The organism is Marinobacter sp. ES-1 (assembly GCF_000475255.1).
Classification (GTDB): Bacteria; Pseudomonadota; Gammaproteobacteria; order Pseudomonadales; family Oleiphilaceae; genus Marinobacter; species Marinobacter vinifirmus.
This window is the reverse complement of the sequence record NZ_AXBV01000105.1, coordinates 1-9432: the sequence shown is the minus strand read 5'-3', so window position 1 is coordinate 9432 and position 9432 is coordinate 1. Positions and strand designations below refer to the sequence as shown.

Below are 9432 nucleotides of genomic sequence, written 5' to 3'. Positions count from 1 at the left end.
GGTTGGGTGTTGTCGCAGGTGTGGGTCGGTGTTCCGAAAACCGCTCCTTGCGGCACGTCCCTGTGACGCTTCTGCTCCGCCATCCATGGCTCCGCACATTTTTGGAAGGGCCAACCCGATGGCTTCCGCATACTTTTGAGTTTGGAAGCCTCAGAGTTTTTAATCCCCGAACTGTTGGCGGGTAATCCGACGGAAATCAGTATTCAATCCAAAGCAGGATTAACGAGATGAACGACAGAATCACCAGACTGAATACCACACAGGGCGACTTTGACAGTGCGCTGGCCAAGCTTTTGGCGTGGGATGACAGTGTTGACCATCAGGTGAATGAGTCGGTTCGGCATATCCTGCGTGAGGTGAAAACCCGTGGTGATGCTGCGGTTCTGGAGTTTACCGAGAAGTTTGACCGGTTGAAGGTCGGCTCCATGGCGGAACTGGAGATGGGCCAGGAGCGACTTCAGGAGGCTTTGGAGCGGATTCCGCAGGATCAGCGGGTGGCTCTTGAGAAGGCTGCCGAGCGGGTTCGGGATTATCATGAGCGGCAGAATCAGAAGTCCTGGCAGTATCAGGACGAAGACGGCACGGTTCTGGGGCAGAAGGTGACGCCGCTGGATCGGGCTGGTTTGTATGTGCCGGGTGGCAAGGCGGCGTATCCGTCTTCTGTGCTGATGAATGCGATTCCTGCGAAGGTTGCCGGGGTTGCCGAGGTGATCATGGTGGTTCCTACACCGGATGGTGTGGTGAACGACATGGTGCTGGCGGCGGCGGCGATTGCGGGTGTGGATCGGGTGTTTACCATCGGTGGCGCCCAGGCGGTTGCGGCGCTGGCGTACGGTACGGAAACTGTGCCTTCGGTGGACAAGATTGTGGGCCCGGGAAATATTTTCGTGGCCACGGCCAAGCGGGAGGTGTTTGGTGTGGTCGGTATCGACATGATCGCCGGGCCTTCCGAGATCCTGGTGATCTGCGATGGCAAGACCGACCCGGACTGGATCGCCATGGACTTGTTCTCCCAGGCCGAGCACGATGAACAGGCCCAGAGTATCCTGGTGAGTCCGAATGCGGATTTCCTGGATGCTGTGGAAGCGAGCATCAACAAGCTGCTGCCGACCATGGAGCGTGAAGACATTATTCGCACCTCCATGCTGGGCCGTGGTGCGCTGATCAAGGTGGCAGACCTGAAAGAGGCTGCGGAAGTGTCCAACCGTATTGCTCCGGAGCACCTTGAACTGTCGGTAGAAGATCCCCAGGCGATGCTGGATGATATCCGCCATGCCGGCGCCATCTTTATGGGTCGCTACACAGCAGAAGCTCTTGGTGACTACTGCGCGGGCCCGAACCATGTGTTGCCCACCAGCGGTACTGCCCGGTTCAGTTCCCCGCTGGGCGTATACGATTTTCAAAAACGATCGTCCCTGATTGGTTTTACTCCGGAAGGCGCTGACCGAATGGGGCGTGTGGCTTCTGTGTTGGCGCGCGGTGAAGGCCTTACGGCCCATGCCCGTTCAGCTGAGTACCGTATCAAAGACTGACTGATTCCTGCGGTGTCCTTGGGTGCTGCTGGTCCATCTGAATAGCTTGAGAGCCGGGTTGGTTGTACTGGAAGGTTCGAATAGCAGGGCAGGTAGGGCTTTCCAAAAATTTGCGGAGCCATGGATGGCGGAGCAGAAGCGCCACATGGATGTGCCGTAAGGAGCGGTTTTTGGAAAGCCCTACCTGCCCTGCGAAAACTCCCAAATAAATACAACCAACCCGGCTCCTGCACCATTTTGGAGTTCAAGAGATATGAGTAAATACTGGAGCCCGCTGGTCAGCGAATTGCAGCCGTATGTGCCTGGTGAACAGCCAAAAATGGCTAATTTGGTGAAGCTGAACACCAACGAAAATCCGTTTGGTCCGTCGCCGAAGGTGATCGAAGCGATTCAAAAAGAGCTTAACGACAATCTTCGTTTATATCCTGATCCGGAAGGACAGGCGCTGAAAGAAGCGATCGCCGACTACCACGTCGATTTTGCGATTAATGCAAAGCAAGTGTTTGTCGGCAACGGCTCGGACGAAGTTCTTGCGCACATTTTTCAGGGCTTGCTGAAACACGACAAACCGATCCTGTTCCCGGATATCACCTACAGTTTCTATCCGGTGTACTGCGGCCTGTACCAGATCGAAAGCACGGTGATTCCGCTGACCGACAGCTTCGAAATTAACCCGGAAGACTACAAACGCCCTAACGGTGGCATCATCTTCCCGAACCCGAACGCGCCGACTGGTCGCTACCTGGGCCTGCAACACGTGGAAGAGATCCTGCAAGCCAGCCCGGACAGCGTGGTGGTGGTAGACGAAGCTTACGTGGACTTCGGTGGTGATACGGCGATTCGCCTGGTAAACCAGTATCCGAACCTGCTGGTTTGCCAGACTCTCTCCAAGGCCCGTTCGCTTGCTGGTCTGCGTGTTGGTTTTGCGGTGGGTAACGAAGAGCTGATCGAGGCCCTGAATCGCGTGAAAGACAGCTTTAATTCCTATCCGCTGGACCGCCTGGCGTTGGTTGGCGCCGTTGCCGCATTCGAAGACAAGCAATGGTTTGAAGATTCTTGTAGCGGGGTTGTTCGCGAGCGTGAAAGAGTTACTGGCCAGCTGGAAAACCTTGGTTTCGAGGTGTTGCCATCAAAAGCGAACTTCGTGTTCGCTCGTCATCCCGACCACGAAGGCGCAGAGATCGCGGCAAAATTGAGAGAGCAGGGCATCATCGTTCGCCATTTCAACAAGCCAAGAATCAGTGACTTCCTGCGGATCACCATTGGCACCAGCGACCAGAATAACGCTTTGGTTAAGGGCCTTGATTCCCTCCAGAGTGACTAGGGCGTACGCTGGCGTTCGGGTTTTGGTGTAAACGTAAGGGGCCGCAGGGACTTTCCGGAAACCGCTACAAGCACCCGCAAGCGGGTCCAGCCAGCAATCATAGATTGCTGTCGCTGCGCGGCACGAGAAGCTGCGCTTCTAAAGCGTTTGCTACGCCCATGTGCGCTTCTCTCCGGCCATCCATGGCCTACGAAATTTCCGGAAAGTCCCTGCGGCCCCTTACTCTCAAGCATCGTGCACGCCAGCTATACCCCAATCCAACTGAACCCAAGTTATGAGGTTTGTATGGCTAACAGAAACGACATCCTCGCCAGAATAAACGAATGGCTAGCGCCAGAAAATTTTCAGGACTATGCCCCGAACGGCCTGCAAGTTGAGGGCAGCGAGAGTGTAGGCGTTATCGTTTCAGGTGTGACCGCATCACAGGCCCTGATCGACGAAGCCGTAAAACAAAACGCAGACATGATCCTGGTCCACCACGGCTATTTCTGGAAAGGTGAAGATCAAACCATCCGTGGCATGAAAAAGAACCGCCTCAAACAGCTCCTGGACAACGACATAAACCTCGTCGCCTACCACCTGCCACTGGATGACCACCCCGAGTACGGCAACAACCGCCAACTGGCCGATATACTTGGCATCCAGAATCCACGTCCAATGGGTGGATTAGTGTGGCAAGGTGAATTACCCGAACCCATGTCATCCGAAAAGTTCGGCCTGCACCTCGCAAGAGCCCTGCACCGGCAACCCCTTCACGTAGGCAATGGCCCGGAAATGATCAAGACTGTCGCCTGGTGCACCGGCGCAGCCCAAGGCTTCATCAACGTGGCTTTGGATGCGGGTGTCGATGCCTACATCAGCGGCGAGATCTCCGAGCCGACGACTCACACGGCCAGAGAGTGCGGGATTCACTACTACGCGGCCGGCCACCATGCGACCGAACGGTATGGTGTTCAGGCTCTGGGCGAAGCATTAGCAAGGGAATTCGGAGTAATGCACCAGTTCATCGACTGCGATAACCCGGTGTAAATGACACGGCCCCTGAGCTGTTAGGGTCGGTCAGTCTGGGGAACGCCTCTCCAAAAATGTCGTAGGCCATGGATGGCCGGAGAGAAGCGCACATGGATGTGCTTGTAGCGGTTTTTGGAGAGGCGTTTCCCAGACTGGCCAGCCGCCAAACCCAGAAGGCTGGCGGATCCGAGGCGCCTAGTTCTAAGGCCTGTATCTACTCAGTAAAGAATCAGGCAGATCGCTTGGAACCATCCGCATTCAGGCCGTAGTCTTCAGCCAGAGTGCCCTTGGCCTCCGGATCAGACTTCGGCGCATAATCCCGAGGCGGCTCGGAAGGCTCAGCCTCCGAATGGCCAAGACGACCAGAAGAATCCTGCCCCAGCTCCTCCAGCCAGTCTTCATCATTGCACAGACGATTCGCGCCCCGGGCCATATGCTGATTCACATCCCGGTACGTATCGTTAAACCGCCGCAGCAAATGCGCAGACTCCATAAAGTGCTCATTCACCTGGGCCTGATACCGCGTAAACTCACTACGCAACTCATCAACCTGCTGCTCCGCCCGGCGCTGTCGCAACGAAGCTCCCTGGCCAGACCGGCCAAACATAAGCCCGATGACAATGCCAACCACCAACGCGACAACCGCCGCCACAATCAGGTTTGTCATATAAAAATCGTCCTTTCATTGCCTGCAAGTGAGCCATTCCTCATTCAAGGAGTATAACCCCCCGAACGGATGTATCCCATGCCGAAACACTGCGCCAATCGTCTTATTGCCCCGGCGCCTGTGCGGCGTGGCGAAAAAGCGTGAAATAAGCGACAATACCGCGCCCGAAAATCCACCTAGCAGGCAGGAAAATCCTGATGACAGAAGCCATGTCCTCCGAAACCGTCGCGAACCTGACCCCTTGGCAACGCTACCAAAAGGATCTTGAGCGCCCGGACTTTCACAAGGATCCGGCCCAGGAAGATGCCGTAAAGCGCCTGCAGGCACTGTACGACAAACTGGTGGAGGCCGAAAGCGAACGCAGCAAGGGCGGCCTGTCCAAGCTCCGCCGCAAACTGAAGAAGGGTAAGGAAGATCCGGTCAAAGGCCTGTACTTCTGGGGCGGCGTTGGCCGTGGCAAAACCTACCTGATGGACACCTTCTTCGAGGCGCTGCCGTTCGATCGTAAAATGCGTGTGCACTTTCACCGCTTTATGCAGCGGGTGCACAACGAGCTGAAGCAGCTCAAAGGCGAGAAGAACCCGCTGGAAATGGTCGCCAAGAAATTCGCAGACGAAACCCGGGTTATCTGTTTTGACGAATTCTTTGTTTCCGACATCGGCGACGCCATGATCCTCGCCACCCTGATGGATGGCCTGTTCAGCCGGGGTGTTACCCTGGTGTGTACCTCCAACATCGTGCCGGATGGCCTCTACAAAGACGGCCTGCAGCGGGCCCGTTTCCTGCCGGCAATCGCCCTGGTGAAACAGCATACCGATGTGGTGAATGTCGACGGTGGTGTGGACTACCGGCTGCGTACCCTGGAGCAGGCGGAGCTCTACCACTGCCCGCTGGACGACCAGGCCGATATCAGCCTGCGTAACAGCTTCGATGCTCTGGCGGTAGAAGCGGCAAAGCACAGCAAAACCATGGAAATTAACGGCCGTAAAATCCCGGCCGAAGCCCATGCAGACGATGTGGTGTGGTTCGATTTCAAAGCCGTGTGCGACGGCCCGCGCAGCCAGAACGACTACATCGAAATGGCCCGCCAGTTCCACGCCATCATCATCAGCAATGTGCCCCAGCTGGGCAAGAACAACGACGACCAGGCCCGCCGGTTTATCAACATGATCGACGAGTTTTACGACCGCAACGTAAAAGTCATCATCTCCGCCGCCGCGCCTATCACCGAGCTGTACACCGGCGGCCGGTTGAGCTTCGAGTTCGAGCGCACCGAGTCCCGGTTGCTGGAAATGCAGTCCCGGGAGTATCTGGAAGCACCGCACAAGCCTTAAAGAGCCATTCGGCCACGGATACTCGTGGCCGCTCTACCCAAGCCTCGCCCTTAGTCATTCCGAAGTGGTTGCACTCCCGAATCTTGTCTATAGTGAGGGAGTGCGAGAACACCATGAACGGAGAGTGACTGCAAAATCATACTTTTGACTGATCAAAGCCCCCACAGGCCTTGGATATAGTGCAAGCATCACGGCACTGTAAGTACAGCCGCCAGGACAAAAACACCAGAACAACCGAGCAGCGACTCAGAACAACAACGGAGTAGCCTTCCAATGACAAGAAAAACTCAACCGTGGCAGCGTTGGACCAAGTTACCACTGGCCGTAGCCATAGCCGCCGGCGTATCCACACCGGCCTCCGCCATTTCGTTTTATATGGGTGATGTAGAAGCCCAGTTCAATACGACGCTGTCTGCGGGTGTTGGCTGGCGGGTGGAAGATCCGGACAGCCGCCTGATTGCCCAGGGTAATCTGGGGCCTGAGTATGCGTTTGGTCCTGTCGGCGCCTCAACGAATAACTATGATGACGGTAACCTCAACTTCGAAAAGGGCGATACCTACTCTAAGGTCGTCAAAGGTAACAGTGAGCTGTTTATCGATTATTCGGTTGATAGCAATGTCCTGACGCGTGTTGGTGGCTTGCTCCGTGGTCGTTATTGGTACGACTTTGAGTTGAAAGACGAAAAGCGCGCAATTGATCCAGTCGGTCAGCGCCGGTCACTAAGCCCGGACGGTATGGATAACGCCTCTGGCGGAGAGATTCTTGATGCTTACGTATTCTCTGACTGGTATTTCGGTGATGTGCCAGTCAGCCTGCGTTACGGTAAACAAGTTGTCTCCTGGGGCGAAAGTACCTTTATCCAGGGTGGTATCAACACCATCAACCCCATTGACGTTCCAGCCTTTCGTGCTCCGGGTGCCCAGCTGAAAGACGCGTTGTTGCCCGTTGAGATGTTCTACATGTCTGCCGGTGTCACCGAAAATATCACACTGGAGACCTTCGTTCAGACAGACTGGGAAAAAGTGCGCATTGATGATTGTGGTACTTTCTTCTCGACCAACGACTTCGTAGCTGACGGTTGTGGCCCGGTTCTTCTGGCTGGTCAGCTGCCGGACTCGCAGGCTGTGGCCCAGGGCTTCATTGCCCCCCGTGTGGGTGATCAGGAAGCGGATGCAAAAGACCAGTTCGGTGTTGCCATGCGCTGGTATGTTCCAGCCCTTAACGACTCTGAACTAGGCTTCTACTACATCAAGTACAACAGCCGACTGCCGTACATTAGCGGTATTACCTCAAATCAGGCTGAAGGCGGTCGATTCCCGAGCTACTTTATTGAGTACCCTGAAGGTATTGACCTTTACGGTGTAAGTATCAACACAACGACGCCCGGTGGTTGGTCTCTGGGTGCCGAATACAGCTACCGTGACAAGTTACCTATTCAGTGGAATGCTTTCGAGCTGATTTACGGCGGTTTGCAGCGTGATACAAGCTTGCTCTATCAGCGAGAGGCTCCTCGCCTGCAAGACCAGTATGGCACCACAGATAATTTGGCGGTGTCAGGGTATGACAAGTATGGCGTATCCCAGGCCCAGATGACTTTGATTAAGTTCTTTGATCAGATTATGGGTGCAAGCCGGATGTCCTTTGTTGGTGAAGTGGGTGCAACTTATGTTCATGATCTTCCGGGTAAAGACGAAGCCCGGTACGGACGCTCCGGCACCTTCGGTATTGGTGCCTTGCCCGGTGGGCAGTGTGAAGCTGGTGAGTCTGCCAACATCAATCCGACCTATTGCACAAACGACGGTTTCGTAACTGACTTCTCCTGGGGTTACCGTGCCCGTTTTGTATGGGACTACCCGAACGCGATTGCAGGCATCAACCTGTCTCCGCAGATTGCCTGGAGTCATGACGTAAAAGGCTACGCCCCGCAACCCGGTGGCGCCTTCAACGAAGGCAACAAATCCATCGGTTTGTCTCTGACAGGCGTATACCAGAACAAGATCACCGGCAACATCGGTTATACCAACTACTTCGGTGGCAAGCCGTATAACGAAATGACCGACCGGGATTTCGTGAGCGCGAGTGTTTCCTACTCCTTCTGAACCGGACCGAATTCGTTTAACGAGGTAACTTAAATGAAACTGAACAAGAAACTACTGGCCACCGGCGTTCTGACTGCAAGTTTGTTTGCAGGTCAGGCCTGGGGCGCGGTTTCTGCCCAGGAAGCAGCCAAGCTGGGTGATACCCTCACCCCGATGGGTGCGGAGAAAGCCGGCAACGGCGGCGACATTCCGGCCTGGGACGGCGGGCTTTCCACGCCTCCGGCCGGATACAAGGGGGACGGCATTTACGTGAACCCCTTCGCCGGTGAGCAACCGAAGTTTGTTATCGACCGGAGTAATGTCGACCAGTACGCAGACAAGCTGTCTCCGGGCCAGGTCGAGATGATCCGCAAGTACGATAACTACAGGATTCCGGTATATCCGACACATCGTACCGCCACTTATCCGAAGAAGATCATGGATGAGACCGTAGCGAATGCGACCAAGGCAGAACTGGTGTCTGGCGGTAACGGTATCGACAACTACCAGGATGCCACGCCGTTCCCGATTCCCCAGAACGGCCTGGAAGTAATCTGGAACCATATTACCCGTTACCGGGGTGGCTCGGTGCAGCGTAACGTGGGTCAGGTAACTCCTACCGCGGGCGGCGACTTCTCTGTGGTGAAGTTCCAGGAAGAACTGGTGTGGAACAGTTATCTGACCGACTACAAGCCGGGTAAAGACGATAACGTCCTGTTCTACTTCAAACAGTCCATCACCGCGCCGGCGCGCCTGGCGGGTAACGTACTGCTGGTTCACGAAACCCTGGACCAGGTAGCCGAACCACGCCGTGCCTGGTTGTACAACGCCGGCCAGCGCCGTGTTCGCCGTGCGCCTCAGGTTGCCTATGACGGCCCGGGTACCGCCGCTGACGGTATGCGTACCTCAGACAACCTGGACATGTACAACGGTGCTCCGGATCGCTACAACTGGGAGTTGATTGGCAAGAAAGAGATGTACATCCCGTACAACTCCTACAAGCTGCTGGATCGTGGCCTGAGCTACGACGAGATTATCCAGCCTGGTCATATCAACCAGGACCTGGCCCGTTACGAGCTGCACCGCGTGTGGCACGTGCGCGCCACCCTGAAAGAGGGCGAGCGCCATGTCTATGCTCAGCGTGACTTCTATATTGACGAAGACAGCTGGCAGGCCGCTGTTATCGACCATTACGATGGCCGTGGCGAACTGTGGCGTGTGGGCGAGGCCCACGCGATTCAGTTGTATGACCAGGACGTTCCCTGGTACGCCGTCGAAGCGCTGTACGACCTGCTCTCCGGTCGCTACCTGGCTCTGGGCCTGACCAACGAGGAAAACACACCGTACAGCTTCGGTGTTCAGCGTCAGTCCCGTGATTTCACGCCGGCGGCTTTGCGCCGGGCGGGTACGCGCTAACCGGTTTCCCTTAGCTGGAATCGAAAGGCGGGCCAGCAATGGTCCGCCTTTTTTTTGGTGCGCCAGGCA

Annotated in this window: 7 protein-coding genes; 6 read left to right on the top strand and 1 reads right to left on the bottom strand. The window is 55.8% G+C overall.

From position 1 onward, the window contains the following. The first annotated feature begins 227 nt into the window (after nt 1-227). The 3 genes from hisD (at nt 228) to Q668_RS16115 (ending at nt 3885) form a co-directional block, all read left to right on the top strand. Complete coding sequence (gene hisD / locus Q668_RS16125) at nt 228-1532, top strand: histidinol dehydrogenase (protein ID WP_022990660.1); 1305 nt, start codon at nt 228-230, stop codon at nt 1530-1532. Nucleotides 1533-1785: 253 nt separating this feature from the next. Beyond that, nucleotides 1786-2856 (top strand): histidinol-phosphate transaminase, encoded by a 1071-nt coding sequence (gene hisC / locus Q668_RS16120; protein ID WP_022990659.1) that lies wholly within the window; start codon nt 1786-1788, stop codon nt 2854-2856. Nucleotides 2857-3141: 285 nt separating this feature from the next. Further along, nucleotides 3142-3885, top strand: coding sequence for a Nif3-like dinuclear metal center hexameric protein (locus Q668_RS16115; RefSeq protein ID WP_022990658.1), 744 nt, complete (start codon nt 3142-3144; stop codon nt 3883-3885). A gap of 211 nt (nt 3886-4096) precedes the next feature. On the opposite strand, the gene Q668_RS16110 is transcribed toward Q668_RS16115, so the two are convergent. Then, on the bottom strand, nt 4097-4534 hold the full coding sequence (locus tag Q668_RS16110) for a YhcB family protein (protein WP_022990657.1): 438 nt from the start codon (nt 4532-4534) through the stop codon (nt 4097-4099). A gap of 233 nt (nt 4535-4767) precedes the next feature. Between Q668_RS16110 and zapE the strand changes: the two genes are divergently transcribed. The 3 genes from zapE to Q668_RS16095 all read left to right on the top strand — a co-directional run bounded on the left by zapE (nt 4768) and on the right by Q668_RS16095 (nt 9363). Further along, nucleotides 4768-5868, top strand: coding sequence for a cell division protein ZapE (gene zapE / locus Q668_RS16105; RefSeq protein WP_208618749.1), 1101 nt, complete (start codon nt 4768-4770; stop codon nt 5866-5868). Nucleotides 5869-6141: 273 nt separating this feature from the next. Continuing rightward, nucleotides 6142-7968 carry a DUF1302 domain-containing protein gene (locus Q668_RS16100; protein ID WP_022990655.1) on the top strand — a complete coding sequence of 609 codons (1827 nt, stop codon included), beginning with the start codon at nt 6142-6144 and terminating at the stop codon, nt 7966-7968. A gap of 33 nt (nt 7969-8001) precedes the next feature. Beyond that, nucleotides 8002-9363 carry a DUF1329 domain-containing protein gene (locus tag Q668_RS16095; RefSeq protein ID WP_022990654.1) on the top strand — a complete coding sequence of 454 codons (1362 nt, stop codon included), beginning with the start codon at nt 8002-8004 and terminating at the stop codon, nt 9361-9363. The last annotated feature ends 69 nt before the right edge of the window (nt 9364-9432 follow it).